Source organism: Paraburkholderia sp. BL9I2N2, assembly GCF_004339745.1.
Classification (GTDB): Bacteria; Pseudomonadota; Gammaproteobacteria; order Burkholderiales; family Burkholderiaceae; genus Paraburkholderia.
Genome location: NZ_SMGP01000002.1, coordinates 1,518,815 through 1,544,418, shown reverse-complemented (window position 1 = coordinate 1,544,418; position 25,604 = coordinate 1,518,815). Strand labels below are relative to the sequence as shown.

At 61.0% G+C, this 25,604-nt stretch carries 26 protein-coding genes and 3 pseudogenes; 17 read left to right on the top strand and 12 right to left on the bottom strand.

Annotation, left to right across the window (positions count from 1 at the left end; all coding sequences use genetic code 11):
• Positions 1-242 precede the first annotated feature (242 nt).
• Positions 243-1,142 carry a LysR substrate-binding domain-containing protein gene (locus B0G74_RS28870; protein ID WP_132378638.1) on the bottom strand — a complete coding sequence of 300 codons (900 nt, stop codon included), beginning with the start codon at positions 1,140-1,142 and terminating at the stop codon, positions 243-245.
• A 92-nt stretch (positions 1,143-1,234) separates the two neighbouring features.
• On the opposite strand from B0G74_RS28870, the gene B0G74_RS28865 reads away from it, so the two are divergent.
• Positions 1,235-2,191: a nitrilase-related carbon-nitrogen hydrolase gene (locus tag B0G74_RS28865; protein ID WP_165923950.1), complete on the top strand. Its 957-nt coding sequence runs from the start codon at positions 1,235-1,237 to the stop codon at positions 2,189-2,191.
• 20 nt (positions 2,192-2,211) lie between these two features.
• On the opposite strand, the gene B0G74_RS28860 is transcribed toward B0G74_RS28865, so the two are convergent.
• On the bottom strand, positions 2,212-3,084 hold the full coding sequence (locus tag B0G74_RS28860) for a LysR family transcriptional regulator (RefSeq protein ID WP_132378636.1): 873 nt from the start codon (positions 3,082-3,084) through the stop codon (positions 2,212-2,214).
• 194 nt (positions 3,085-3,278) lie between these two features.
• Here B0G74_RS28860 and B0G74_RS28855 point away from each other — a divergent pair, with 194 nt between their 5' ends.
• From B0G74_RS28855 to B0G74_RS28830, 6 genes and pseudogenes are all read left to right on the top strand, one after another.
• Positions 3,279-4,244, top strand: a complete 966-nt coding sequence (locus tag B0G74_RS28855) for a sugar ABC transporter substrate-binding protein (protein WP_132378634.1) — start codon at positions 3,279-3,281, stop codon at positions 4,242-4,244.
• 72 nt (positions 4,245-4,316) lie between these two features.
• Entirely contained in the window at positions 4,317-5,930 is a 1,614-nt protein-coding gene (locus B0G74_RS28850) for a sugar ABC transporter ATP-binding protein (RefSeq protein ID WP_132378632.1), read from the top strand.
• A 2-nt stretch (positions 5,931-5,932) separates the two neighbouring features.
• Positions 5,933-6,934, top strand: a complete 1,002-nt coding sequence (locus B0G74_RS28845) for an ABC transporter permease (protein WP_132378630.1) — start codon at positions 5,933-5,935, stop codon at positions 6,932-6,934.
• Positions 6,935-7,023: 89 nt separating this feature from the next.
• Positions 7,024-7,957, top strand: a pseudogene (rbsK, locus tag B0G74_RS28840) (ribokinase).
• Positions 7,958-8,079: 122 nt separating this feature from the next.
• Positions 8,080-9,183: a nucleoside hydrolase gene (locus B0G74_RS28835; RefSeq protein ID WP_132378628.1), complete on the top strand. Its 1,104-nt coding sequence runs from the start codon at positions 8,080-8,082 to the stop codon at positions 9,181-9,183.
• 177 nt (positions 9,184-9,360) lie between these two features.
• Positions 9,361-9,657: pseudogene (locus B0G74_RS28830) on the top strand (polyamine ABC transporter substrate-binding protein); the annotation flags it as partial.
• A gap of 25 nt (positions 9,658-9,682) precedes the next feature.
• On the opposite strand, the gene B0G74_RS28825 reads toward B0G74_RS28830, so the two are convergent.
• The 3 genes from B0G74_RS28825 to B0G74_RS28815 form a co-directional block, all read right to left on the bottom strand.
• Positions 9,683-10,003, bottom strand: a complete 321-nt coding sequence (locus B0G74_RS28825) for an SMR family transporter (RefSeq protein WP_132378626.1) — start codon at positions 10,001-10,003, stop codon at positions 9,683-9,685.
• 178 nt (positions 10,004-10,181) lie between these two features.
• Positions 10,182-10,637, bottom strand: a complete 456-nt coding sequence (locus tag B0G74_RS28820) for a carboxymuconolactone decarboxylase family protein (RefSeq protein WP_132378624.1) — start codon at positions 10,635-10,637, stop codon at positions 10,182-10,184.
• A 126-nt stretch (positions 10,638-10,763) separates the two neighbouring features.
• Positions 10,764-12,185 (bottom strand): PLP-dependent aminotransferase family protein, encoded by a 1,422-nt coding sequence (locus B0G74_RS28815; RefSeq protein ID WP_132378622.1) that lies wholly within the window; start codon positions 12,183-12,185, stop codon positions 10,764-10,766.
• A 244-nt stretch (positions 12,186-12,429) separates the two neighbouring features.
• On the opposite strand from B0G74_RS28815, the gene B0G74_RS28810 reads away from it, so the two are divergent.
• The 4 genes and pseudogenes from B0G74_RS28810 to B0G74_RS28795 all read left to right on the top strand — a co-directional run bounded on the left by B0G74_RS28810 (position 12,430) and on the right by B0G74_RS28795 (position 14,407).
• Positions 12,430-12,834: an NAD(P)H-dependent oxidoreductase gene (locus B0G74_RS28810; RefSeq protein WP_132378620.1), complete on the top strand. Its 405-nt coding sequence runs from the start codon at positions 12,430-12,432 to the stop codon at positions 12,832-12,834.
• Positions 12,810-13,433, top strand: coding sequence for a TIGR00730 family Rossman fold protein (locus B0G74_RS28805; RefSeq protein WP_243658336.1), 624 nt, complete (start codon positions 12,810-12,812; stop codon positions 13,431-13,433). Before B0G74_RS28810 ends, B0G74_RS28805 begins: the two co-directional genes overlap by 25 nt.
• Positions 13,434-13,647: 214 nt before the next feature.
• A pseudogene (locus tag B0G74_RS28800) lies at positions 13,648-13,929 on the top strand (hypothetical protein); the annotation flags it as partial.
• Positions 13,930-14,146: 217 nt separating this feature from the next.
• Positions 14,147-14,407 carry a hypothetical protein gene (locus B0G74_RS28795; protein ID WP_132378618.1) on the top strand — a complete coding sequence of 87 codons (261 nt, stop codon included), beginning with the start codon at positions 14,147-14,149 and terminating at the stop codon, positions 14,405-14,407.
• Positions 14,408-14,651: 244 nt separating this feature from the next.
• Here the strand turns inward: B0G74_RS28795 and B0G74_RS28790 are convergent, their stop codons facing one another.
• The 4 genes from B0G74_RS28790 to B0G74_RS45885 form a co-directional block, all read right to left on the bottom strand.
• Entirely contained in the window at positions 14,652-14,837 is a 186-nt protein-coding gene (locus tag B0G74_RS28790) for a DUF3563 family protein (RefSeq protein WP_132378616.1), read from the bottom strand.
• A gap of 210 nt (positions 14,838-15,047) precedes the next feature.
• Positions 15,048-16,385: a HAMP domain-containing sensor histidine kinase gene (locus tag B0G74_RS28785; protein WP_132378614.1), complete on the bottom strand. Its 1,338-nt coding sequence runs from the start codon at positions 16,383-16,385 to the stop codon at positions 15,048-15,050.
• 108 nt (positions 16,386-16,493) lie between these two features.
• Positions 16,494-17,105, bottom strand: coding sequence for a WHG domain-containing protein (locus tag B0G74_RS28780; RefSeq protein ID WP_243658335.1), 612 nt, complete (start codon positions 17,103-17,105; stop codon positions 16,494-16,496).
• A gap of 473 nt (positions 17,106-17,578) precedes the next feature.
• Complete coding sequence (locus B0G74_RS45885) at positions 17,579-17,743, bottom strand: hypothetical protein (RefSeq protein ID WP_165923938.1); 165 nt, start codon at positions 17,741-17,743, stop codon at positions 17,579-17,581.
• Positions 17,744-17,977: 234 nt separating this feature from the next.
• Between B0G74_RS45885 and B0G74_RS28775 the strand changes: the two genes are divergently transcribed.
• Entirely contained in the window at positions 17,978-18,184 is a 207-nt protein-coding gene (locus tag B0G74_RS28775) for a hypothetical protein (RefSeq protein WP_106278507.1), read from the top strand.
• Positions 18,185-18,370: 186 nt separating this feature from the next.
• Here the strand turns inward: B0G74_RS28775 and B0G74_RS45880 are convergent, their stop codons facing one another.
• A complete protein-coding gene (locus B0G74_RS45880; protein ID WP_165923937.1) occupies positions 18,371-18,508 on the bottom strand; it encodes a hypothetical protein in 138 nt (45 codons plus the stop codon).
• On the opposite strand from B0G74_RS45880, the gene B0G74_RS28770 reads away from it, so the two are divergent.
• From B0G74_RS28770 to B0G74_RS28755, 4 genes are all read left to right on the top strand, one after another.
• Positions 18,507-20,018 (top strand): sugar ABC transporter ATP-binding protein, encoded by a 1,512-nt coding sequence (locus B0G74_RS28770; protein WP_132378610.1) that lies wholly within the window; start codon positions 18,507-18,509, stop codon positions 20,016-20,018. The two genes, B0G74_RS45880 and B0G74_RS28770, sit on opposite strands and share 2 nt — an antisense overlap.
• A gap of 17 nt (positions 20,019-20,035) precedes the next feature.
• A complete protein-coding gene (locus B0G74_RS28765; protein ID WP_132378608.1) occupies positions 20,036-21,061 on the top strand; it encodes an ABC transporter permease in 1,026 nt (341 codons plus the stop codon).
• An 85-nt stretch (positions 21,062-21,146) separates the two neighbouring features.
• Positions 21,147-22,085 (top strand): ABC transporter substrate-binding protein, encoded by a 939-nt coding sequence (locus tag B0G74_RS28760; protein ID WP_132378606.1) that lies wholly within the window; start codon positions 21,147-21,149, stop codon positions 22,083-22,085.
• Between the two features lie 111 nt (positions 22,086-22,196).
• The gene (locus B0G74_RS28755) at positions 22,197-23,495 is read left to right on the top strand and encodes an L-fuconate dehydratase (RefSeq protein WP_132378605.1); all 1,299 of its coding nucleotides are present in this window, start codon (positions 22,197-22,199) and stop codon (positions 23,493-23,495) included.
• 71 nt (positions 23,496-23,566) lie between these two features.
• Here the strand turns inward: B0G74_RS28755 and B0G74_RS28750 are convergent, their stop codons facing one another.
• The gene (locus B0G74_RS28750) at positions 23,567-24,148 is read right to left on the bottom strand and encodes a LysR family substrate-binding domain-containing protein (protein ID WP_132378603.1); all 582 of its coding nucleotides are present in this window, start codon (positions 24,146-24,148) and stop codon (positions 23,567-23,569) included.
• Here B0G74_RS28750 and B0G74_RS28745 point away from each other — a divergent pair.
• Complete coding sequence (locus B0G74_RS28745) at positions 24,148-24,567, top strand: porin (RefSeq protein WP_132378602.1); 420 nt, start codon at positions 24,148-24,150, stop codon at positions 24,565-24,567. The two genes, B0G74_RS28750 and B0G74_RS28745, sit on opposite strands and share 1 nt — an antisense overlap.
• A gap of 68 nt (positions 24,568-24,635) precedes the next feature.
• Here B0G74_RS28745 and B0G74_RS28740 read toward each other — a convergent pair whose 3' ends face one another.
• The gene (locus B0G74_RS28740) at positions 24,636-25,604 is read right to left on the bottom strand and encodes a Gfo/Idh/MocA family oxidoreductase (RefSeq protein WP_132378600.1); all 969 of its coding nucleotides are present in this window, start codon (positions 25,602-25,604) and stop codon (positions 24,636-24,638) included.

The following is a 25,604-nucleotide window of genomic DNA, read 5'->3' as shown; positions in this document are numbered from 1 at the left end:
GGGTGTCTCCAGATGACGGTTCTCTATTTGCGGGCTTCCCGTCAATGCGAAAGGCCAGGCGCGCTTTTCGTTGGTTCAACGATAGAGGAAGGCACGCGCGGGTTCACGCTGAAAAATGATGGTTTTCCATCAATGGCCGTGCGCGCCATGGCGGATAAGGCAGTGTTGTAGTTCGAAACGGCCGCGGTGCGATGGACGGCGAAGGCTTTGCCAGGCGGGCAAGCTCGCCGACGCGTTACCTGTCAGGCCGCCGCAGTGGCGCCTGCGCGCAGGGACTTCTTCGCCGCTTTAACGAACGCGACGAAATTCGCCACCACGGGATCGTCGCGCGAGGTCTGCCACGCCAGTCCGACCCGCCAGCGGGCGGCGGCATCGCGCAACGGCAGCACCCTTGCGTCGCGTAACAGGTATTGCGCGCGCGAGGGCAGGAACGCCGCGCCGACGCCCGCCGCCACGCCGGCGAGAACCGATTGAATATCGTCGGCTTGCTGGATCACCTTGGGCACGAAGCCATGTTCACCACACCAGTGGTCGATCTGCGCCGCGAGGCCAGGACCGCGTCCGCGCGACAGCGCGATGAACCCGGGCTCGTTCAATTCCTGCAGGTTCGACGGAACGCGTTTCCAGCGCGCGTGCTGCGGTATCGCCAATGCCAAGGCCTCGTCGAGGATCGGCAATGTGGAAAGGCCGGCGTCGGCCGGCAAGCGCAGGAAACCGACGTCGAGCTTGCCGGCGAGAAGCCGCCGGGTTTGCTCCGCAGAAGAAAGATCGTTCAGCGTGACGCTGACATTCGGATGGAGCTTGCGGAATTGGGCGATCAGTTGCGGCGCCTCGGTCAAGGTCGAGAGTCCGAGGCCGACGCGTAGATAACCGCGCGTACCGCTGCTCGCTTCGCGCGCACGCGCGAGGATATTGTCCGCGTCGCGCACCAGTGCTTCCGCGTCGGCAAGAAATGCTTCGCCGAAGACCGTCAGTTCCGCGCCGTGCCGGCCGCGCTCGAACAGCCGCGCGCCAAGGCTCGCTTCCAACGCTACGATCTGCTTGCTCAGAGCGGGCTGGCTGACATAAAGCGCTTCGGCGGCGTGCCCGAAGTGGCGGAGTTCGGCGACTGTCAGAAACGCCCGCAGTAGTTTGAGTTCCATTCCACTAGGTGATTGAACGCGTAGAATTTTTCATTTTACTTATCGAAGGGGGAGCGGTCCAATGGAGTCGTTCTGTTCCTCCGGTCGTGAAGATGTTCTCCTCCACTGTTCCATCGCTTCGCGTTGCCGCTATGCCGCTCGTTTCACGTCCCGGTGACGCCCCGCATAACGTCGCGCGCATTGCGGATTGCCTGGCGCTTGCCGCTGAGAAAGACATCGGGCTGGTGGTATTTCCGGAGAGTTGTATTGGCGGCTGCGGAGACATGGCGAAGCTTCATCGCGCCGAACTCGATGCGCTTGCAGAACCGCTCGACGGGCCGTCGATCCGCGCGGTTGCCGATGTGGTCGAACGCTCCGGCGTGGCCACTGGTGTCGGGATCATCGAGCGTGCCAGCGATGGGCGATTGTTCAACAGCTACGTGGTGTGCCTGCCGGACGGCGTGCGTCATTGCCATCGCAAACTGCATGCGTTCGGACATCGGCGGATCAGCAGCGGCGACCGGTTCACCGTCTTCGATACGGAGTGGGGCGTTCGCGTCGGCATCCTCATTGGCGGCGACAATTATCTGGTTGAGAACATGCGCATGACGGCGCTCATGGGCGCGACGTTGCTTATTGCGCCGCATCGCGGTGACGGGGGTGTGAACGGCACCGACGATCGCCGAACGCGGTCGGCTTCGATGGGGCAATCGTTGCGCCGCTTGCTGCCGGCGCGAGCCGGAGACAACGGCATGTTCGTCGTCTTCAGCGAAGGCGTGGAGGTCGACGACCCGGAACAGTCGAGCGGGGCAGGGATGATCATCGATCCATCCGGCCGCGTGCTCGCCGAGAGCAGCGCGCGAGACGAACTCATTTCCGCCGATCTGGACAGAGGCCTGATCGACGCAAGTGCAGGGCAGCAATGGCTGACCACCCGCCGCCCGGAACTCTACGGCTTGCTGACCCGATCCGGCCATCAAGCGGCGGATTTCGAGCCACGCAGCGTTTCTTCGCGAGGCGCGATCGCGCTCAGCTTCGCGCAGGTTAGCCGCAACCGGCACATACGCTAGCGTTCGTTCGTCAGGCGACGTTAGCGGAAAATCTCGGCAATCAGGTTCGCCACGGTCCGGATCCGTTCGCTGTCGCGCAGAGCCGGATGCAGCACCATCCACACATCCTGATCGAGCGCCTTGATGTGCTTCTCCACGCAGACCAGATCGCTCGTCGTGTCACCGGCCAGCTGGGCGAGTATGCCGAGCCCCGAGCCGCCCAGCACGCCGTCGAACACGCCCATGCCGTAGCTGCTGCGAAGCGACGGCGCCGGGGCGCCGGGTAGCGCCTTCAGCCATTGCGTCGCCGGATGGTCCGGTTGACGGTCGTCATAACCGACGAACGAGAGCTTGTCCCACTCCTTCTTCACGATCGCCGCCTTGTGGCGCAGATAGTAATCGCGCGAGCCGAACAGCCCGAAGCGGATCCTGCCGATCCGCCGAACGTACAGGTCACCCTCTTCCGGGCACTCGGACCACAATGCGATGTCCGCCTCGCGCCGCGCAAGGCTATAGGGGCGCCGCGATGTCAGCACTTCGATCGCGAGCCCCGGCAGCCTGTCCTGAAACGAGCCGAGCAGCTTCAGCAGAATGTAGGACGGCCATTCGACGGCGTTGATCCGCACCGTGCCATGCGCGGGTGCGCCGCCGTTGACGTCCGCGGCGCGTTCGATCTGGTGCGCCAGGTCTTCTATCTGCTCCGCCCAGGCCAGCACCTTGGCGCCGAACGCCGTCACGGTACAACCCGACGGCACCCGGTCGATGAGCGGTTCGCCCAGCCGTCTTTCAAGCTCGGTAAGGCGGCGCGACAGGGTCGGCGCGCTCAGATCGCACGCCGCGGCGGCCGATCGCATGGTTCCCTCGCGGGCGATCGCCACCAGAATCCGAAGGTCGTCCCAGTCCACGTGTTCCATTTTTGAAACGATAGGTTTTGAAATTTGGCATAGCATAACGCAGTTCGCGAGGATAGGATTGGAGCTGGCCATACTTGCCCGGCATCACGCGACCAGACCTGAGGGATTGAGCAAGTGGTGGCAAGTGCGGCGTTCCTACCCATCACACGACTCAACGGCTCTCAGTAGACCGAACGAGCGATACGGAGACATCAATGATTCGCCATTTCCTACCGGCGCGCCGTCGCGCCATTGCAGCCAGCGCAGCCTTCCTCGCCGTGTCGATTTTGCCGATGCCGGCGGCGTTTGCTCAGGCCGCCCATAAACCGAAAGTCGCGCTTGTCATGAAGTCGCTGGCGAACGAGTTCTTCCTGACCATGGAAACGGGCGCCAAGGATTATCAGAAGCAGAATCCGGCGAAATTCGATCTGGTCACCAACGGCATCAAGGACGAGACGGACACCGCGAACCAGATCCGTATCGTCGAGCAGATGATCGTCTCGAAGGTCGACGCGCTGGTGATCGCGCCGGCTGACTCCAAGGCGCTGGTGCCGGTCCTGAAGAAGGCGGTCGATGCCGGCATCATCGTGGTCAATATCGACAACAAGCTGGACAACGACGTCCTCAAGTCGAAAGACCTGAACATCCCGTTCGTCGGGCCGGATAACGCCAAGGGCGCGCAGAAGGTCGGCGACTACCTCGCCAAGCACCTGAAGTCGGGCGACAACGTCGGCATTATCGAAGGTGTCACGACCACGACCAACGCGCAGCAACGCACCGCGGGCTTCAAGCAGGCCATGGCGTCGGGCGGCATGAAGGTCGTCGCACTGCAATCGGGCGAGTGGGAAATCGACAAGGGCAACGCCGTGGCGAGCCAGATCCTCAACGCGAACCCGGACGTGAAGGCGTTGCTGTGCGGCAACGACAACATGGCGATCGGCGCCGTGTCGGCCGTGCGCGCGGCCGGTAAGGCCGGCAAGGTGCAGGTGGTCGGCTATGACGACATCAACGCGATCAAGCCGATGCTCAAGGACGGCCGCGTGCTCGCCACCGCCAATCAATACGCCGCCAAGCAGGCGGTGTTCGGCATCGACACGGCTCTGAAGGCAATCTCCGAACACAAGAAACAGTCTGAATTGTCCGGCGTCGTCGAAACGCCGGTCGATCTGGTCACCAAGTAAGTTGGGTGCAACGCGTGGCCCGCTCGGTCCAGGGGCCACGCCGACTGTTTTCTGTCCAGCCTGATCATTCTGATGTCCACTCCCATTTCATCTCTTGCTGAAGCCGCGCCCGTGCTGCGCGTGCACGGTATCGGCAAGACCTATGCCGAGCCCGTGCTCGCCGATGTCTCGCTGGAATTGCGCGCGGGCGAAGTGCTGGCGTTGACCGGCGAAAACGGCGCGGGCAAGAGCACCTTGTCCAAGATCATCGGCGGCTTGGTCACGCCGACTACCGGCTCGATGACCCTCGGCGGCGCGGCCTACGCGCCGGCCAGCCGCAAGGACGCCGAGGCGCTCGGCGTGCGCATGGTCATGCAGGAGCTGAATCTGCTGCCCACTCTCTCCGTGGCGGAGAACCTGTTTCTGAACCGTTTGCCGCAGCGCGGCATGTTCGGCTGGATCGACCGCGCCAAGCTGCGCGAGGACGCGCGGCACGCCATGGCGCAAGTCGGCCTCGACGCGATCGATCCCGACACGCTGGTCGGCACACTGGGTATCGGGCATCAACAGATGGTAGAGATCGCGCGCAATCTGATCGGCGACTGCCGCGTGCTGATTCTTGACGAACCCACTGCGATGCTGACCGCGCGCGAAGTCGACCTGCTGTTCGAGCAAGTCGAGCGGTTGAAAGCGCGCGGCGTGGCGCTGGTGTACATCTCGCACCGGCTGGAAGAATTGAAGCGTATCGCGAGGCGCGCGGCCGTGTTGCGCGACGGCCGGCTCGTGCATGTCGACGAGATGGCCAATCTCAGCACCGACCGTCTCGTGACTCTGATGGTGGGCCGCGATATCGGCGACAGGATCGATCTAGGCGAGCGGCGCATCGGCGAGGTGGCCTTCAAGGTCAGCGGCATGACCCGCGAGCCGGTGGTGCGCGACGTGTCCTTCGAGGTCAAGGCCGGCGAGATTTTCGGCATCAGCGGGCTGATCGGCGCCGGGCGCACGGAGCTGATGCGGCTGATTTACGGCGCGGACCGCGCGGACGTCGGCACGGTGTCGGTTGGGCGTGAAGGCGGCGCACCCGTGCCCGTGACGATCACGTCGCCGGCGGACGCAGTCGAGCACGGCATCGCGCTGATCACCGAAGATCGCAAGGGCGAGGGACTGCTGCTGACCCAGCCGATTGCCGCCAACATCTCGCTGGGCCACTTGCGTTCGGTATCGAGCAAGGGCGTGGTGGATGGCCGTCGCGAGGCGGCGCTGGCGCATCGGCAGATCGATGCCATGCGCATCCGCAGCGCCGGGCCGTCGCAGCCGGTGTCGGAATTGTCGGGCGGCAACCAGCAGAAGGTAGTGATCGGCCGGTGGCTCGCGCGCGATTGCACGGTGCTGCTGTTCGACGAACCGACGCGCGGGATCGACGTCGGCGCGAAGTTCGACATCTATGCATTGATGGGCGCGCTGGCTCGCGAAGGCCGGGCGCTGGTGGTGGTATCGAGCGATCTGCGCGAATTGATGGCGATTTGCGACCGGATCGCGGTGATGTCGGCGGGCCGCATGACGGGCCTGTTCGAGCGCGGCGATTGGACTCAGGACGCGCTGCTGGCAGCGGCATTCGCGGGCTACGCGAAACGCGATGACATGCTGCACGAGCCAATCGAACCCGACGCGAAGGCGCCCGACGAAAGAAAATTAGTGGAGTATTGAGCATGACCGTAGAAACCAGCTTGCCTACGCTGAAGAACGAACCACCCAAAAACGCGGAGCCGCTCGGCACGCGGCTCGGATTCTCGAACTATCTTGGATTGCTCGGCGCACTCCTCGGGATGATCGTGCTGTTCTCGCTGCTGAGCTCGCACTTCCTGACCTACGACACGTTCAGCACGATCGCGAATCAGATCCCCGACCTCGTCGTGATGTCGATCGGCATGACCTTTGTGCTGATCATCGCCGGCATCGATCTGTCGGTCGGCTCGGTGCTGGCGCTCGGCGCCGCGCTCACGAGCGTCGCGGCCTTGCAGTGGCATTGGCCGGCGCTGCCCGCGGCCTTGCTCGGCATGGCGGGCGCGACCCTGACCGGCTGCGTGACCGGCGCGATTACCGTGGCGTGGCGCATTCCGTCGTTCATCGTGTCGCTTGGCGTGCTGGAAGCGGCGCGTGGCCTCGCGTATCAGCTGACCAACTCGCGCACCGCTTATATCGGCGACGCCTTCGATTTCCTCTCCAATCCGGTCGCGTTCGGCATCTCGCCGGCGTTCATCATCGCCATTGTGGTGATGGTCGCCGCGCAGTTCGTGTTGACGCGCACGGTTTTCGGCCGCTATCTGATCGGCATCGGCACGAATGAGGAAGCGGTGCGGCTCGCGGGCGTCAATCCGCGGCCCTACAAAATCGCCGTGTTCGCGATGATGGGCCTGCTGGCCGGCCTGGCTTCCCTGTTTCAGATCTCGCGGCTCGAGGCCGCGGACCCGAATGCCGGGCAGGGCATCGAATTGCAGGTGATCGCGGCGGTGGTGATCGGCGGAACGAGTTTGATGGGCGGGCGCGGTTCGGTGACGAGCACCTTCTTCGGCGTGTTGATCATTTCGGTGCTGGCCGCTGGGCTCGCGCAGATCGGCGCGACCGAGCCGACCAAGCGCATCATTACGGGAGCCGTGATTGTCGTGGCTGTCGTGCTGGATACTTATCGAAGCCGGCGTCGCGCCGCATAATTGGACCATTCGGTGAATGGTTAGAGCTTTGCATGGGACCCGAGTAAGCGCTAAAGCGCTAACTCCGGCCGACACAGGAGCGAAAGAAGGTGTCAAAAGAAACGAAGCAGGGCCGGGTGCTGGTTGTGGGCAGCATCAATACAGATCTTGTTGCTCGCGCGCCGCATTTGCCGCGCCCCGGCGAGACGATTGGCGGACATGAGTTCTCGCAGGTTGCCGGCGGCAAGGGCGGGAACCAGGCTGTCGCGGCCGCGCGCATCGGCGCGCGGGTGGCCATGGTCGGATGTGTCGGGAAAGACGCGAACGGCGCTCAGCGGGTCAAGGATCTGGAAGCGGAAGGGATCGACTGCAGCGGAGTTGAAGTGCATCCGAGCCAGCCGACCGGCGTTGCCATGGTGACGGTGTTCCGACGACGGGCAGAACACGATCGTCGTGGTCGCCGGCAGCAACGGCGAGCTCACGCCGGAGAGCGTGGCTCGCCATGAAGCGGCGATCAAGGCTTGCGACGTCGTGGTGTGCCAACTGGAGACGCCGTGGGATTCCGTTCACGCGACGCTCGCGCTCGCTCGTCGGTTGGGCAAGATCACTGTGTTGAACCCGGCGCCGGCCACGGGGCCGTTGCCGGCGGAATGGCTGCCGCTGGTCGACTACCTCGTGCCGAACGAGGTTGAGGCCGCCATCCTGGCCGGCTTGCCGGTCGAATCGCAAAGCGGCGCGCGGCGCGCAGCCACGGAGTTGCAACAGGGCGGCGCGCGCAATGTGATCGTCACGCTCGGTGCGCAGGGCGCTTATCTATTGGTGGAAGGCGGCGAGGGCATGCATTTCCCCGCACCGCAAGTGCAAGCGGTCGACACGACTGCGGCCGGCGACACTTTTATCGGCGTCTTTGCCGCGCAACTCGCCTCACGGCAGCCGCTGGAAGGCGCGATCAGCCTCGCGCAACGCGCGGCGGCGATTTCCGTGACGCGTGCGGGCGCGCAGCCGTCGATACCGACTCGCGCGGAAGTCGAAAGCACAGCCTGACACGGATGCCGGTTGTGACATGAGGCGGTCCGTATTGCCACTTTCAGTGGCTCGACGTTGATTTATCGGCACCATCTCACGATGGTGTTCCCTTGTTAATCACGCTCTCGAATGGACGAAACATGAAATCACAATGCATAGGCATACTGATGATGTCGTTGGGACTGGCTGCGTGCGGTGGCGGCATATCGACCACTGATCCCCTCGCCAATGCGCCGAAGGTCATCATCGATTCAGACTTCAACACGATGGGCGACGACGGCCAGCTTTTTGCCATGACCACGCAGTTGATGGGGCAGGGCAAGGTCAATCTGCTCGGCCTCACCGTGGTTACCGGCAACGACTGGCTGCTTCAGGAAGAATCGGATGCGCTCAAGGCAGTGGAGCGCATGGGTGTGCAGAACGTCGTGGGTGTGTACGGCGGCGCCGACTATCCATTGCAATACGATGTGGCGAGTATTCGCGCGCAGCAGGCCGCCAATCCGCAAGGCTATTTTGGCGCGTGGAGCCGGCCCGAACCGACGTCGCAGGCTCAGCTCGTTGCGCCGCCGGATGGGTTCGCCGTGTCGACGAAACCGCAGTCGCAGAGCGCTGCGGATTTCATGATCCAGACCATCAAACGTTATCCGAACCAGGTCACCATTCTCGAGGTCGGGCCGCCCACCAACCTTGCCACGGCGATCATGAAGGCGCCGGAGATCGTGCCGCTGATCAAGCGGATCGTCTATATGGGCGGCGCGATGGCCGTGCCGGGCAATGCGAACGCCGTGGGCGAACTCAACTGGTGGTTTGATCCGCTTGCTGTGCGCACCGTGTTGCAGACGTCGATTCCGCAGGCCGTGATTCCGCTCGACGTGACGAATACGGTGCCGCTGACTCAAAGCGTGTATGACCAGATCGTCAATAACCCGAGCAAGCAGACCGCGGTAACGAGGGCGTATGGGATTGCCAATGCGGGGGCGTTCGCGAGTAATACGGATTTGTTTGATACTTTGACGATTGCGTATTTCCTTGATCCTACTTACGCTACGCAGACGAAAAGTGCGTATCTGGATATCGACACTGCGAGCGGTGAAGATCAGGGGCATGTGAAGGTGTATCCGGATCAGCCAGCGGCGGGTGCTTCGCCGCAGAAGATCACGTACGTTACTCTGTTTGATAACAATCGGTTTTTTAGTCTTTATGTTGATTTGCTGACAAGGCCGGTGCCGATTACGTTGCCGTGACGTGGGACGGTGAGTGTTGGGTGGCTGCCGTGGAGAAGTAACGATATTGAGGCGGCATGTCCTCGGTTGGGCTCGACTGAACGAGTTCCACCGAGGGGTTTCTCGGCGCTTGGCTAGTCTCTCGACTTCCGGTGCTGCGGCAAAGCTGTGTTCAATGTGACGGCTGCAGGTCCATCGGTATGGCGCGCGTTCGACATGATGGCGATTCCCAAGGACGCACCGCACCCTGAGGCGGCGCTCAAGTGGATCAACTACATCGAAGACCCGAAGGTGAACGCGGCAATCACCAATGAAGTCTATTACCCGACGGCCAATGTGCCCGCGCGCAAGTTCGTCACGCCTGCCATTGCGCAGGACCTGTCGGTCTATCCGCCGGACGACGTGTTCAAGAAGATGACGTTGATGAAGCCGAAGCCGATTGAAATTCTACGGCTTGAAAACCGGCTGTGGTCACAACTTAAAAATATTCATTGAGTGTGAGGGGCCGGTGGATGCTCGTTCAATTTCCCGAGACCAACTTGAGTCCGACAACGCCTGCGAGAATAAGAACAATGCAGAGCACCCTCATCGGCGCAGCGGAGTCGCCCAGCACGACCATGCCCAGTATCGCGGTACCCGCCGCTCCGATGCCGGTCCAGACCGCGTAGCCTGTCCCCACTGGCAGCGTACGGAGCGAGATTGAAAGAAGAAAGACACTCGACAGGCCGGTGGCGACCGTGAACAGTGCGGGTGTCAATCGCGTGAAACCTTCAGACCACTTCATGCCAAAGGCGAATGCGATCTCAAGAATACCGGCGATACTAAGTAATGCCCATGACATGGGTGACAGATCCGTTCGTTGAATCGCCAGGTGTGGCTGCCGCCGAAGCGGGAGCCACATCCGGCTCGATCCACTGATGTAAATGTGGGCCGGAAAGCTTCAACCCCGGCCACTCCTTGAAGAAGCGAACGCCACCGAATAGACACTGCCATGCGTGAGGCGTCCGCTAATGGGGAACTCAAGCTTTGGAAGCAGCAGCCGGGGGCGTACGGAACGTGATCCCGAAACGATTGAAGGCGTTCATCAATCCGATCGCGTAGGTCAGATCCGCGAGTTCCTTGTCGCTGAATTCTGCGGCTGCGGCTTCATACTCGGCGTCGGGAACGTGGGTTTCGGCCACACGCGTTACCGTTTCCGCCCAGGCGAGCGCGACCCGTTCGCGGGTACTGAAGACTTCACCCGAATCGCGCCACACGGGCACGAGTACGAGCTTGTCGACCGTCACGCCGAGCTTGAGCAGATCGCGGGTGTGCATATCGATGCAAAATGCGCAGCCATTGATTTGCGAAACACGTAGATACACGAGATCGACGAGTTCTTGTGAAAGGCCGGACTTCTGAAGCGTGACGTACACGCCTCCGAAGGCCTTATAACCTTCCGGCGAGGCTTTAGCGTAGTCGATACGATGGCTCATGACGAATCCCTCTGTTTGATGATTGAGAGACTCTATCGTGATCCATCTTGGCCTATGGTAGAAGAACCATAAACCGTCTTATCAACTAGGCCATGATTGCGCCTGTCTTGACGGTTGCCGCCACCGTTAAATCAGCGTCAAAATACGTCTACCGAGATTTTCGGCGGTGCGCTGCGTGTCGATATTCGTGAAGCTGAGAAGTAAGGCCGAAGCTCCATCAGTGCCCATGGTCCAGTCCGTCAACGCTTCCGCGTACAGGCCGTCTTCCCGCATGCGTGCAACGAACCGGCGATCCGAGCGTCGACCTTGCAATCGCAAGATCAAGTGCATTCCCCCTGGTTGCGAATCGATCCGCATGTGTTTCCCCAGCACGCTTTCGAGGCCCGCAACCGTTGCCTCCCGACGCTCGGCATAGAGTTTCCGCATCCGCTGGATGTGGCGTGCGAAGTGCCCTTCCTTGATAAAGGCAGTGACGATGGCCTGCGTTAGTTCCGGACTACCGCCCGCAAAAGCCTGAATGATTTGCTCGAACCGCTCGACCTGCGTTTCCGGCACGACAAGATAGGCAAGCCGGATACTCGGAAGAAGTACCTTGCTGAACGTGCCTGCATAGAGAACTCGTCCATCGCGGTCCAGGCTTTTTAAAGCGGGTAGAGGACGGCTGACATACCGGTACTCGCCGTCGTAGTCATCCTCGACGATCCATGCGTTATTCCGAGTGGCCCAGTCCAACAATGCCTGACGGCGGGGCAACGATAAAGACACGGATAGCGGACTCTGATGTGCAGGCGTGACCACCGCCGCGCGCGCCCGTGGCGCCAGCTTGAGTCCGTCGGCGACGACCATGCCGTCCCGGTCTACAGGCACCGGGACCGCTGTGATATTCATATTCCCCAATAGTTCGCGAGTAGGCGGATAGCCAGGATTTTCAAGCCAAACGCGGTCTCCTGCCTTCAGCAGCGCATGAGCAATCAACTCGATCGTATGACGATATCCCGACGTCACGAATATCTGCGAAGGAGAGCAGTTGATGCCACGCGAAACCTGAAGATAGGCCGCGATCTCGGTACGCAGTTCCGGCAGGCCGTATACAGACGGGTGAACCATGTCCGATGGCTGCATGGCACGTACGCATCGCGCACCCAGGCGTGCCCAGATTTTTCGAGGAAACGCATCCAGAGCGGGCAAGCCCATCTGGAACGGCCAGATCGAATCCGGACGAAAACTGGGCGCGGCCATGCTGCTGTCGGCCCGTGGCTTCGCACTGGCAACGGGCGTTCGCGGTTTGAGGTCGGGCGTCACGATGGTTCCAGCCTGACCACGCGGCTGGATATATCCCTCTGCCGCTAGTAGAGAATAAGCAGCCTCAATAGTGCCTCTTGCCAAACCCAGTTCCTTGGTCAGCGCACGCGCCGAAGGTATTCGATCGCCCGGTTTCAACACCCCGCTGGCGATCGCGGCGCGAAACCGATCGTAGATCTGTCTATAAAACGGGGCGGCCGCTGTCGGATCCAACGGCGAGATGCTGCTGCTCTTGGCGACGGGCATATGGACTGGTTAGCTTTACGGAAGCAGGGGAAAGGGGGATTACGCCATGATGAACCGGAGTGACCGCTCGAAGCAATCTAAAACGACGGTGAGCGAGCCTGCGGAATTATGGCTCAGTTGATATGTCGATTCATGGACCTTTTTGATCGGCCATGCGGTTTGTAGAATGGTCGCCTGTATCGTGCTTCAGAGTTGCACCGCCTGGTGGGAGGCATAGGGGCGTCCAGAGTTCGAAGCGACGGAGCTGGGGAGTTCAGACATTGTGGTCATTGGAACGCCCATGCACAACCTGAGCGTTCCTTCTGCGTTGACAGCGTGGATAGATCACCTGGTCCGAGCCCGTCGAACTTTCAACATGACCAAGGATGGAAAACAAGGCACACTACGCGACCGTCCGGGTTTTGTTGCTGTGTCCTCGGGCAGAAAGTTTTCTGGGGAGCATGCGCGACAACTGGATTTTCTGACTCCCTATCTAAAGCTCATTCTGTGCACCACCGGGCTGCATGATCTGACTTTTTTCTCCGTCGAAGGAACAGGCGCGGGACCGAAGGTCGTCGCCGAGGCGACGCGCAAGATCGATCAAGCGCTGCAAGCGCACTTTGTTTCGCTTTGCCTCGGATCTGAATGCAATCTTTTGCCGTCACTATAAGGGAGTTCACACGCGATATGCCGACACGTTCAATCAAAAGCGTCGCCGTGTTTTGTGGATCAAACTACGGCGCTAGCGAAGAATTCGCTGACGGTGCGCGAGCACTCGGTCGGGCTTCGGGAAAAGCGGGAATAACCGTCGTCTATGGCGGAACGACAAAAGGTCTGATGGGCGTTGCCGCCGATGCTGCTCTGGCTGCAGGCGGCAACGTACATGGTGTGATTACCCAAAGCCTGCATCAGCGCGGGCACTCGCATTCGGGTCTGACTCACCATGAAATCGTGCAGACCTTGCGTAGCCGGAAAGAACGAATGGTCGAGCTTGCTGATGCATTCGTCGCCCTGCCAGGAGGCATCGGCACCATTGAAGAACTGATGGAGGTGTGGACGATGAATCAACTCTCGGAGATCGACAAACCTGTGGGTCTATTGAACACTGCCGGGTTCTTCGCAGCATTTCTGGGATTTATCGACCATATGGTCGACACGAAATTCCTGCCGGCGGCGCATCGGCATTCGATTTCCGTGGATGCAGACGCAAGCGCCTTGATAGAAAAACTTCACAACTATGCACGTGTCGACGTGCCCAAGTGGCTGTAACGTCAATTAGGGCCGACCAGGAGCACTGTGCGGTCGGCCATCGCCTGGCCGGCACACATCTTCAATCTTCAGCCGGCGCCCACGCGAACCGCCCATGGTTCGTGCGCATACGCGTTTCACGTACGAACTCCAACGTCCATGTTCAATCCGTCGATGAATAGATAAGGCGACTCAGTCGACCGCGGCGGGTTGTTGGAATGGAAGGGCGAACTCAGCGTCCGAAGTAATCGTCGTCGTGCTGGAATCCAGGTTGGCTGCGTTCGGCGGTTGGCTGGCCGACGTGACGCAGATCGCGTGGTTTCAGGGGTTGGGCGAGTCGGTCAGTTTGCTGACCGGCGTGATGTTCGTAGCCTGCGTCTTGCTGTTCAGACGCGGCATCGTCGGGGAATGCGCGCAATGGATGGAGCGGCGCGGGCGCATGCGAGCCCGCGATCTCGAACGTCCGGCGCAGCACGAAGCGGTGCGGGCGGGGCTGGCCGAAGGACAGGGCGGGTAAGCCGGGCTCCCTCATTCAGCGCTAATTCCGGGCGCGCAATATGTTCTCGTGGTTGGCAATCGTCGTGGAAAAGATCGATGCCGCGGTGACTTCGCCGCATCGATCTGCCGCCGTTAATTTGCGGACGGCGCCGGGATCGACCTGGCAAGCGACGTTGCAATAGCCCATGCCGTATCCCATACCCGGAATGAAGCTGCAACTTCGAAGGAGCACTACCATGAACAAGTTTTTCTGCACCACACTGCTCGCCGCCATGATCGCTTTGCCGACTGCGGCGTTCGCACAACCTGTCACCCAGGTCGATGAAATGCAGGTCGAGATGGTGGCCTACGAAGTCGTCGGTGTCGATTCACCGCCGATGTCGACGCATACCACTCCGGCTATCGGTAACCACGGCGCGCACGTCGGCGCAATGCCAGCCGAACTGCTGCGTCCGAACTCGAACGTGGGCTTGAACTCGATTTACCTCCGTCACTAAACAATGACGCAGACAGTAAAACGCAACCGGCGATTACGCTCGACACATGTCGGGCGGTAATCGCCGGTTCAACGCTTGCGAGCCGTCAACTGGACTCGGTGTTTAACCGGGCCTATGGCGATATCGAATGCCGACCGTACTGGGCTTCCCGGTTTCCGGCAATGTGCGCGGGCACGGACCGACATCGCAGTCCACCCGCGTTTCACGCTCAGCTATTTCATTTCCGTGCCGCGGTCGAGGCGGGTCAATCGGCCCGTACTCGGGACGCGTCGCGCGAATAAAACGCGAACGGTTGATGGTTCATCTCGAGCATTCGCATGCGGTTTTCGAGGTCGGCGAAATCGACCGCTTCGGCCAGAAACGCGCCGCGTTGACGGTCTCGTGAGTCGAAGAAGAGTGAACATAAGCTCTTGGCAAATTTTTCAAACATGACCTGCTCCGTTCGTTAGTACGACGAGCGTGATGAATGAATGGCCTTGAAATGAAGCGCTGCCCGTCGATGAAGATCATCGTAGGCGCGAAGAATGAGTTGCAAATGAGCGGTGAGCGATGGCGATGAACGCCGGGTGATGCTATGCGCCGAGCAGGTAGAGCCGCAAGATCGCGCGACGTTGTTTCCGGCAACTGGGTACGCCGCCCATCAAGCAGCATCGGCCGGTTCAATTGGAAAACTGACCGTCGCAACGATGCCGGACTGTCCGTCGCTGCGATTGCGGAGCGTCACTGTCCCGCCATACCGCGTGACAATCGCCTTCACAATCGAGAGCCCGAGCCCACTGCCTTCAATGTCCGTATTGGCGCGAAAGAAACGATCGAACACGCGGGGCAGCAGGGTTTCGTCGATGCCGGGACCGGTGTCCGTCACTTCGACATCCACCATTCCGTTCTGCACGCGGGTCGACAAATCGATCGTGCCGCCGTCGGGCGTATAGCGAACCGCATTGCTGACGAGGTTCTTGATCACGGTGCCGACGTCGAGTTCGATTGCGCGCACGTTGGCGCTGACCATTTCGTCCGCGCCGATATCGATGCCACGCTGCATGGCGATCGGCAACACGTCGGCAATGGCGTTGACGACGGCGGCCGCGACATCGACGCTGACCATCGCCCGTGTCAGAGATTGGCCGACGGGCGGCGCGTCCGCGCGCGCGAGCCGCAACAACTGCGAAATCAGATTGCTGCTGCGCGTGATCCCGCCTTGAAGCGCGCGAAACCGTTCCTGATTGCTGGGCATGATGTCGCGTTGCAGATTATCAGCCTGCAATTGCAGAGCCGTGAGCGGTGTTCGCAACTCGTGCGCCGCATCGGAAATGAATTTGCGCTCACTCTCGACGGAGCGGGCAAGCCGCTCGATCATCAGATTGATGGAGCGGATGAATGGCAGCAGTTCGGTGGGCACACCCGTGAGCGGCAACGCTTGCAGATGGTTCACGTCGATAACGCGGACCTCGTTGCCGAGCCGATTCAGCTCCCGCAACGAACGACTCACGACAAAGATCACCGCGGCCCAGACGAGCGGAATCAACACGACGATCGGCCATAGGGTCTTGGTCGCGGCGGTCTCCTCGATCTCATGGCGTACTGACAGGCGCTGCGCGACCTGGACAGTCTGAGCGCCGTCGCGAGCCGTATAGATCCGCCACCGTTCGCCATTGACCACCGGCGAAGTGAAACCAGTGGCCGCATCGCGCGGCAGGAGCAGCGACGGCTCGGTGGATCGTACGGGCTGTGTTTCGCCTTCTTTCCAGATGACGATGAAAATATCGCGGGCGTCTTGCGACCCGCGAGCCGGAACCGTCGGGATGCCGTCGCCGAAGCCGACTCGCAAACGCGATGCGACCTGTTCCATGCGCAGATCAAGCACCGCGCTCATGCCTGCCACGCAGAACTGGTAGGAGCTCACGCCCTGCAGAATGGCGAACAGGCTCACCACGGCGCCGATTGCGATAACGAGTTGGTTGCGGAGCGATTTGAGCATGGATGTGAACGTCAGAAGGAACGAGTGGCGAGGCCGCGAGAGGAAGCACGCGTTCCCGTTATTGGCTTCAGCATGAGCGTTGCTTCATCGCGTCGTGAGCCTTCGAGTTCATTTTCGGCCTTTGCCCGCGGGCTCGGCGGGAACGATCTGGACGTGCTCGATCGCGGCTTCCACCAGATCCTCGGCGCTCCGTATGCCGTCGGCGGATGCGGCCAGCGCATTCAGGCGTCCATCGATCAGAAGCAAAGCAAGCCCGTGAACGTAGGCCCAGCCCGCAGTCATGGCGATGGCCTGAGCCGCAGTGGTTCGGCCGAATGAGGATCTATCCTCCTCCGTGCGTTCGGCGGGCGCGCTGAATACGCCGGCCAGGGCGCGCGCCGACACTTGCCGCGCCTGCGCAAGAGCAGGGCGCGCCGCGTCGAGCATTTCGTTGCGCGACATGAGGTGCAGCAAATCCGGATTGGCCACCGCGAAGCTGACGTAGCCGCGGGCGATGGCTTTGCGCCGCGCCTGGCCCGCTTCGATACCGTCCGCCTGCTCCGCCATGGAAGCGGCGAGCCGCCGGTGTCCGCTGGCGGCAAGTTCGCTCAGCACCCCAGCCGTGTCGCCGAAATGATGCTGGGGCGCCGTATGCGATACGCCGGCCTCGCGCGCGATAGCGCGCAATGTCAGACCGCGAATGCCGTCGCGCCGTAGTACGACCTCCGCCGCTTCCAGCAACGCGTGGGGCAGGGCGCCGTGATGATAGGGCTTGTCGCGTGACGAGTGATCGGCTGGGGCAGTAGTTTTTGGAGACGCGGACGCTTTGCGGCGTGACGTTGCTTCTTTCATGGTTGTTGGTCGCGAGCAGTATTTTTACAGTGAAAAGATATATTGGCCGACTGAAAGGGGAAAGTCAAAATCTTCGTGCTGAAAATATCGACCCATACGTCACGGACTACATGCCGTTCAGCCTGTGCAGCCGGTATCCGTTGATCGAATCACCGTGCTGGTCACTTCGGGCGTAAAATCTTTACATCGGTAAGATTATCGTATGGTGGGGCGATGCGGTCAAGTCATCTTTGCATTGTAAAAATATATGAGAATGGATTGTCGTTAAGACTGGCTCGCTGATCCCGATGCCTGTGTTCGCGTTCATTGATGTCGGCGCGCAGGCGTTCGAACTGCCGCGGTCGTTGCAATTGCACCGATTTTCACAAGGCGCTGCGCTTTTCCATCCTGCCGGCATCGCGATGTTTGACGACGTGCCGGCGCGTCTCGCAGGCCACGCCGACCAGCAGCAGGAAGATCGAGCCGGTGGCTGCGGCACTCGCGCTCGCCACCGAGATATCTATGAGCCATTCAAGCACGTCGGCCATGGGTCATCCCCATCGTTACCATGACGATGAGGGTATCGGGCTTGAATTAGCGATGAATTAGCACGGCTTCAGGCTAACGTAAGCTTCGCGGCCGACGGTCGGTGCAACGCGAGGCCAAGCCGAGCGCCGCTAGACGGCCTGGACCATTGCCGGCCAACCTGGTAGCATCACGCGCAGAGACGCCGTGGATAGTCGGCGGCCCTGCAACTCGCTGGACATCTAGATAGATTGGGTATGGAAAAGAAACGATCGCGGATCCGCCGGGAAGCGCTGTGCCCGCCGATTGGCGCGCTGCTGCGCTACCAGGCGCGCATCGTGCGCGTTGTCGCCGAAGCGCGCGGCCAGCGAGCGATGATTGAATCGCTCGACACCACGGGTCGCACTTTTGTCAGCACCGTGAAGTGGAACAGCCTGCGCGAGCTCGGCGCTCAACTGTTCTGATATGAAGGCCAACGCATCGGCCTGAAATCGGCGACAAATCAAATAGTGGGAAGCAGGCAAGCGACGCATTCAGGAGTCTCGTCCTATTAGGGAATGCCTAACCTTGAGCCGGCGAGGTCCAGCGTCGTAAAATCGTGGCACATCGATTTGAGGGCCCAGCAATGCGTCTGGCTTCTCGTTGCGATTTCAACCGCGCTTTGCACCGTCCGTCTTTGCACTGCGATACCCGGCGGCGCCCGGCGCAGCGGGGTTCCACGTTTTTTCGATCCGCTCCTCGCAATGAGGCCAGCGGCGCTCGCGGATTTGTCGTTCGATCCGCATCATGACCCCGCTCATTTCCGTCAAACGGCTCAGCAAGCGCTTTCCCGGCGTGAGGGCGCTTCACGAAGTCCAGTTCGAGCTCATGACGGGCGAAGTCCACGCGCTAATGGGCGAGAACGGCGCCGGCAAATCGACGTTGATGAAAATCCTCGCCGGCGTGTACACGCGGGATACCGGCGAAATCATCTATGAAGGCCAGCCGGTCGATTTCCAGAGCCCGCGCGAGGCGCAGGCCGTGGGCGTCGGCATCATTCATCAGGAACTCCAGCTGATGAACCATCTGACCGTCGCGCAGAACATGTTCATCGGCCGCGAGCCACGCGGGCGACTCGGACTGTTCCTCGACGAAGACAAGCTCAACGCGCAGGCGCACGACATTCTCGCCCGCATGCATGTGAGTCTCGACCCGCGCGCGGTGGTCAGCACGCTGACTGTCGCAAAGCAGCAGATGGTCGAGATCGCCAAGGCTTTGTCCTACGACTCGCGCGTCCTGATCATGGACGAACCGACCTCGGCGCTCAACGACGCCGAAATCGCCGAGCTGTTCCGCATCATCCGCGAGCTGAAGAGCCGGGGCGTGGGGATCGTCTATATCTCGCACAAGATGGATGAGTTGAAGCAGATTGCCGATCGCGTCACCGTGTTGCGCGACGGTGAATATGTGGCAACGGTCGAGGCGAAAGACACCAGCGTGCAGGCGATCATCGGCATGATGGTCGGGCGCACCTTGACCGACGCCGCGCCTTCCCAACACATCGCCAACCAGGGCGAGGTCGCACTCGAAGTCACCAATCTGAACGCCGGCCCGCTGGTCAGAGACGTGAGCTTTGCGCTGCGCAAGGGCGAGATACTGGGTTTTGCGGGCTTGATGGGCGCCGGTCGTACCGAAGTCGCCCGCGCCGTGTTCGGCGCCGATCCGATCGAATCGGGCGAGATCGTCGTGAAAGGCGTGAAAGCGACGATCAGGAATCCGAGCGATGCGGTGGCGCGCGGTATCGGCTATCTGTCTGAAGACCGCAAGCGCTTCGGCCTCGCGACCGGAATGAGCGTCGAATCGAACATCGTGATGTCCAACTTGCGCAAATTCCTGTCGCTGAATTTTTTCCTGCGCCGTACGCAGATACGCCGGACCGCCGCGCATTTCATCAATCTGCTCGCCATTCGCACGCCTTCCGCGACGCAGGAGGTGCGGCTGCTCTCGGGCGGCAATCAGCAGAAAATCGTCATTGCGAAATGGCTCGAGCGCGACTGCGACGTGCTCTTCTTCGACGAGCCGACGCGCGGCATCGACGTCGGCGCTAAAAGTGAAATCTACAAGCTTCTGCGCTCGCTCGCGGATCAGGGCAAGGCAATCGTAATGATCTCGTCGGAACTGCCGGAAATCCTGCGCATGAGCGACCGCATCGTCGTGATGTGCGAGGGCCGCATCACCGGCGAACTTCCGGCGACGGGAGCGACCCAGGAGCGCATCATGCAACTGGCCACGCAGCGCGAACCCCTAAACGCGGCGTGAGCCTCGAGAGGTCTCTTATGACACTGCAATCGGACACTTCGGCGCTGGGCAATAAAAAGAGGTCCTCGAGCCTTAGAGCCCGCGTCTTCACGCCGACCGCTTTGCAAAAGCTGCTCGCCTTCGGGAGCCTGATCCTGCTGTTGGTGTTTTTCAGCTTCGCGTCTCCCGCTTTCATGCAGATGGACAACATGCTCGGGATTCTGCAGGCGACGGCGGTCAACGGCGTGCTGGCGATCGCCTGCACGTTCGTCATCATTACCGGAGGCATCGATTTGTCGGTCGGCACGTTGATGACTTTTACCGCGGTGATTTGCGGCGTGTTTCTGACCTATTGGCATTTGCCGATGTGGACCGGCGTCCTTGCCGCGATTGGCACGGGCGCGATCTGCGGGACCGTTTCGGGCACCCTCACGGCGAAAATGAAAATACCGCCGTTCATTGCCACGCTCGGCATGATGATGCTGCTGAAAGGGCTTTCGCTGGTCGTCTCGGCCGACAAGCCGATCTATTTCACCGACACCGAAAACTTCTACATGATCTCGCAGGATTCGCTGATCGGTGACCTGTTGCCGAGCCTGCCGGTTCCGAACGCGGTCCTGATTCTGTTTTTCCTGGCGGTGGTGAGTTCGATCACGCTCAATCGCACGGCGCTTGGGCGCTACACGTTTGCGCTCGGCAGCAACGAAGAGGCAGTGCGCCTCTCCGGCGTGAATGTCGATCGGTGGAAGATCGCTATTTACGGTCTGAGCGGAGCGATTTGCGGCGTGGCCGGTCTGCTCATCGCCTCGCGCCTGAATTCGGCTCAGCCGGCGCTAGGCCAAGGTTACGAACTCGAAGCGATCGCGGCCGTGGTCATCGGCGGGACTTCTCTTAGCGGCGGCGCGGGCACGATTCTCGGCACGATCATCGGAGCGTTCATCATGAGCGTGCTGACCAACGGTCTGCGCATCATGTCCGTCGCGCAGGAATGGCAGATCGTGGTGACCGGTCTCATCATCATTCTCGCGGTCTACGGCGATATTTTGCGGCGCAAGAAAAGCTGACGCGACGCGGGGCAGGATAAGGAATGGAGCGCCATAAGCTCCCCAACGGCTGAAGTTGATAGCCCATCTTAGGAGGAGAAACACCATGTTGAAAAGAAAACTAATCGGTGTCGTGGTCGGCGTTGGCGCTCTCATTGGCGGGACGAGCGTGACATATGCGGACACCTACATCCCGCTCATTTCGAAGGGCTTCCAGCATCAGTTCTGGCAGGCCGTCAAAGCCGGCGCGGAACAGTCGGCCAAGGAGCACAACGTCAGGATCACCTTCGAGGGGCCGGAAACCGAGGCCATGGTCGACAAGCAGATCGACATGCTCTCGGCCGCGCTCGCCAAGAAGCCGCAGGCGCTCGGCATCGCCGCACTCGATAGCAAGGCGGCCATTCCGCTGTTAAAGCGCGCGCAGGCCGGCAAGATACCCGTGATCGCCTTCGACTCCGGCGTGGACAGCGATATTCCGCTGACGACGTGTGCGACGGATAACTTGGCAGCGGCCGCCCTCGCCGCCGACAAGATGGCCGAGGCGATCGGCAATGCCGGCGAAGTCGGCGTGATCGTGCACGATCAGACGAGCCGCACCGGCATCGATCGCCGCGATGGCTTCCTGAATGAAATGAAATCGAAGCACCCGAACATCAAGATCGTCTCAGTCCAATATGGCGGCGGCGACCATTTGAAGTCGGCGGAAATTGCCAAGACGATGATCCAGGCCACCCCCAATCTCAAGGGCATTTTCGGGGCGAATGAGGGCTCGGCCGCAGGTGCCGCGATCGGAGTCAAGGAATCCGGCAAAAAGCTGGTGCTGATCGGCTTCGACTCCGGCAAGGAGCAGAAGGACGACATCAATTCCGGTTTGATGGCCGGCGCCATTACGCAGAACCCGGTCGGCATCGGCAAGTGCGTGGTCGACTCCGCGGTGAAGGCGCTCAAGGGCGAGAAGCTGCCCAAGAAAGTCGACACGGGCTTCTACTGGTACGACAAGACCAATATGACCGATCCGAAGATCGCAGCCGTGCTCTACGATTGATCGTCGCCGCCTGAACGCGTTGAGAGGGGATGGGTCGCGGCGTCGTTCGATGCCATGGCCCTGTTGGCTTTTGGACCGAAGTCGATGGCTGCCGCAGAGGAGAGTGTTCAGATGCCCACGATCACCAAGCTGTCCGTCCGTGACATTCGGTTTCCCACCTCGCGCTCATTGGACGGCTCCGATGCAATGAACGCCGCGCCGGATTATTCCGCCGCCTACGTCACGCTCGAAACCGATTCGCCCGACGCGCTCACTGGCCACGGCCTTACCTTCACGATCGGACGCGGCAATGAGATTTGCGTGACCGCGGTACAGGCGCTTGCTCCGCTGATCGTCGGCAAACGGCTCGAGGATATTGCCGCGAACATGGGCGCTTTCTGGCGCGCGCTGACGTCGGACAGCCAGTTGCGCTGGATCGGCCCGGACAAGGGCGCGATTCATCTGGCGACGGCGGCTGTCGTCAACGCGGCCTGGGATCTGTGGGCCAAAGCGGAAGGCAAGCCCGTGTGGAAGCTGCTCGTCGACATGAGCCCCGAAGAGCTCGTGCGTTGCCTCGACTTCCGCTACGTGACGGATGCCATCACGCCGGAGGAGGCCATTGCCATGCTGCATCGTCACGCGACGACGCGCGGCGAGCGTGAAAAGGAGATGCTTGCACAAGGCTATCCCGCCTACACGACATCGGCGGGGTGGCTCGGTTACGACGACGACAAGATCCGCCGGCTCGCGCGTGAAGGCGTCGCGCAGGGTTGGACGCACTTCAAACAGAAGGTGGGCGGCAATCTCGAAGAGGATATGCGCCGTGCTCGCATCCTGCGCGAAGAAATCGGCGAGGATCTGAAGCTGATGATGGACGCCAACCAGGTGTGGGATGTCGACGAAGCGGTCGCGAACATGCGGCGCCTGGCGCAATTCGATCCGTGGTGGATCGAGGAGCCCACGAGTCCCGACGACATTCTCGGTCACGCGGCCATCCGCGAGCGGATTCGGCCGATCGGCGTCGCGACGGGCGAGCACTGTCATAACCGGGTGATGTTCAAGCAGTTGCTGCAGGCGCGGGCCATCGACTTCTGTCAGGTCGATAGCTGCCGCCTGGGTGGGCTGAACGAAGTGATCGTCGTCCTGCTGATGGCGGCGAAATCCGGCGTGCCGGTGTGCCCGCATGCGGGCGGTGTCGGATTGTGCGAGTACGTCCAGCACATTTCGCTGTTCGACTATATCTGCGTGTCGGCGTCACTGGAAAACCGGGTGCTCGAATACGTAGATCATTTGCATGAGCATTTCGTCGATCCGGTTGTGATCCGCCATGGCCGTTATATGCCGCCGCAGCGTCCGGGTTACAGCATCGAGATGCATGCGGCGTCGCTTGATGAGTATGACTTTCCTGAGGGGGCAGCGTGGAAGGGGTGAGGTGTGGCCCGACTTGAGTCTGCGAAAGCGTTGCGCTGAATTGTGCAGCGCTGATTCTCTTGATTGACGTCTTACCGTAACCCCAGCGCAAGCTCCGCAAATTGCATGGCTCGCGCATTCGCATCGCCGTAACGGTGCGCGATATATAACGTAGTCGTGGTGTCGGTCTCATCGAGCATTCTGAACACGACGCCGGGCACCGCGATGGTTTGCAACGTAGCCGGCACCAACGCGATGCCAAGCCCTGTCGCCGTCAGGCCGATCAACGTCGAAGCCTGCTGCGCTTCTTGCACCACCTGCGGTTCGAAGCCGCGTTTCGCGCACAGCGCAAGTATCTGCTGCGACACGGCCACACCCGCGGCGCGCGGATACGCAATAAACGGATCGCCGCGCAAATCCTTGATCTTGATCGACGTGGCCTTCGCCAGGCGGTGCCCGGCATGCATGGCAACAAGCAACGGCTCTTCCATCAACGGCGTGAAGACGAGTTCGGTCCGCGGCGCGTTGTCTGGCAACCGCAGCAAACCGACATCCAGCTCACGCTGTTCGATCGCCTCGATCTGCAACGACGACGACAGTTCGAGCAACGAGATATTCACCTTCGGCCGCTGCGTGCGGTAAGCGTGAATCAGACGCGGAAAAAGCGGCGACAATGAAGACGCGTTCGTATAGCGTCAGCAGCTTCGGCATTGGCGGCAGTTACCGCTTCGGCCGTAGCCTTACTCGTCTCCTGTTCACCGATGTGCATTTCCGCGTTCGCGACGACAGCGGCTCCATGACCACTTACGAGGCCAACGAAGTATTCCAGCTAACACCCGCCACCACGCTGATGGGCGGCTACTGGTACAGCAAACTCGAAGGGCAGAAGTGGCAGAACGTGACGGTGCTGCTCGACTATGCGTTGTCCAAACGCACCGACGTCTACACGAGTGCAACGTATCTGCGTGCGTCAGGCGGCGCGGCGCCGGTGTTTCTCGGCGGTGGCACGGCGCCGGTGTTTGCAAACGGCGAGTATGTGAGTACCGGCCAATCGTCGACGGCGGTGCGCGTCGGTATTCGCACGTTGTTCTAGGGTTTCGTTTTATGTGGCGGCGTGATTGGCGGTTCATCCGACGATCTGGCCGCCTGACGTTCTAATCGTCAGCGAAGTATCTGATCGATGACGCGCTGATTGGCAAGCGAACTCTCGAGAGAAAATGCGAGTCCGGTTTTGCAGCCAATGACCGTGTCCGAGAAGTCCTCGACCATCGCCTGATACTGGTCTACGTCGCTGAATTCCTGCAAGTGTTCATTGCCTGTCTCATTTGAACGATGGCGGACTTGCGCAGGGCCATAGCTTCCCGGATTGAACGGCGCATCGACGCTCAGCCATCCTTTGGTGCCATGAAAGATCATGTGCTGGCGGCGCGCCATTTGTGTGCCGCAATAGAAGCTCAGCGTGAACCCCGGAAAATCCGCGACGCAGCGGGCGAACCGGTCGGTGCCGAAACGCGGGTCCAATACGACTTCGCTCTGGACGCGATCCGGTTCCAGGCCGGTGGCAAGACGCGTAGTGACGACCGGATATACGCCAATGTCTCGCACGCCGCCGCCGCCGAGTGCGAGGTTGTTCTTGAGCGCGTCGGGGTCGTCATTGAAGTAGGTAAATGAGCCTTCAACCAGCTTGAGTTCGCCGATCAAGCCTTGTGCAAGGCTGTCGCGCACAAAGGTCCACTGCGGATGATGCGCCACCATGAACGCTTCGCCGCATACAAGGCCCGTTTGATCGCGCAACGCGATCAGTTCCTGCACCTCGGCCGCACTCATGGCAATCGGCTTCTCGCACAACACGTGCTTGCCGCCGAGCATTGCCTTCTTGCACCATTCGAAGTGGCTTGCCGTCGGCAGCGGAATATAGATCGCATCCACGTCCGGGCTCGCGATCACTTCCTCATAGCTGGACGATACATGGGCGATATCATGCTTCGTCGCGAAAGCCTGCGCGCGGGCGAGATCGCGGCTGGCCACGGTGGTCACCCGGCCATTGCGCGATCGCTGCAGTGCCGGCACCACGAAGTTGTTCGCAATCTTTGCGGCGCCTAATACGCCCCAACGGACTCTGTCTGTCAT